Below are 547 nucleotides of genomic sequence, written 5' to 3' on the forward strand. Positions count from 1 at the left end.
AGCTTTGCTATACGAATTCATGAACCAGCGGTGCTTGCACCGTGGTGGTTTTAACGATAAGCGCAAAAGATATGCGCTTCGCCTAAAACAAGACAGCCGCTTTTCAGCGGCTGTTCTTTTTTATATTTCCTTGTTACTACAGTTCTAAAAGTGCTTTTACAGGATCGTGTCCTATCAGCAGCAGCTCCGGATTTTCCAGCAGTTCTTTTACACGCACCAGGAAGCTTACCGACTCACGACCATCGATGATGCGGTGATCGTAGCTGAGTGCGAGGTACATCATAGGGCGTACTTCTACTTTGCCATTTATTGCCATTGGGCGCTCCTGTATCTTGTGCATACCCAGGATAGCGCTCTGTGGTATGTTGATGATCGGTGTAGACATCAGTGAACCGAATACACCACCGTTGGTGATGGTGAAGGTACCGCCTTGCAGCTCATCCATCGTCAACTTATTGTCTCTCGCCTTGCCAGCCAGTTCGATCACTTTCTTCTCGATGCCTGCCATACTGAGGCTTTCTACGTTGCGGATCACCGGTACGGTAAG

Annotated in this window: 1 protein-coding gene; it reads right to left on the reverse strand. The window is 48.4% G+C overall.

Annotated elements, in window-relative coordinates; translation table 11 throughout:
- Nucleotides 1-136: 136 nt before the first annotated feature.
- On the reverse strand, nucleotides 137-547 hold a 411-nt coding region (locus PYV02_RS15330), incomplete at its 5' end, for a 2-oxo acid dehydrogenase subunit E2 (protein ID WP_275759947.1).

The organism is Antiquaquibacter metalliresistens, from assembly GCF_029211225.1.
GTDB classification, from domain to species: domain Bacteria; phylum Actinomycetota; class Actinomycetes; order Actinomycetales; family Microbacteriaceae; genus Rhodoglobus; species Rhodoglobus metalliresistens.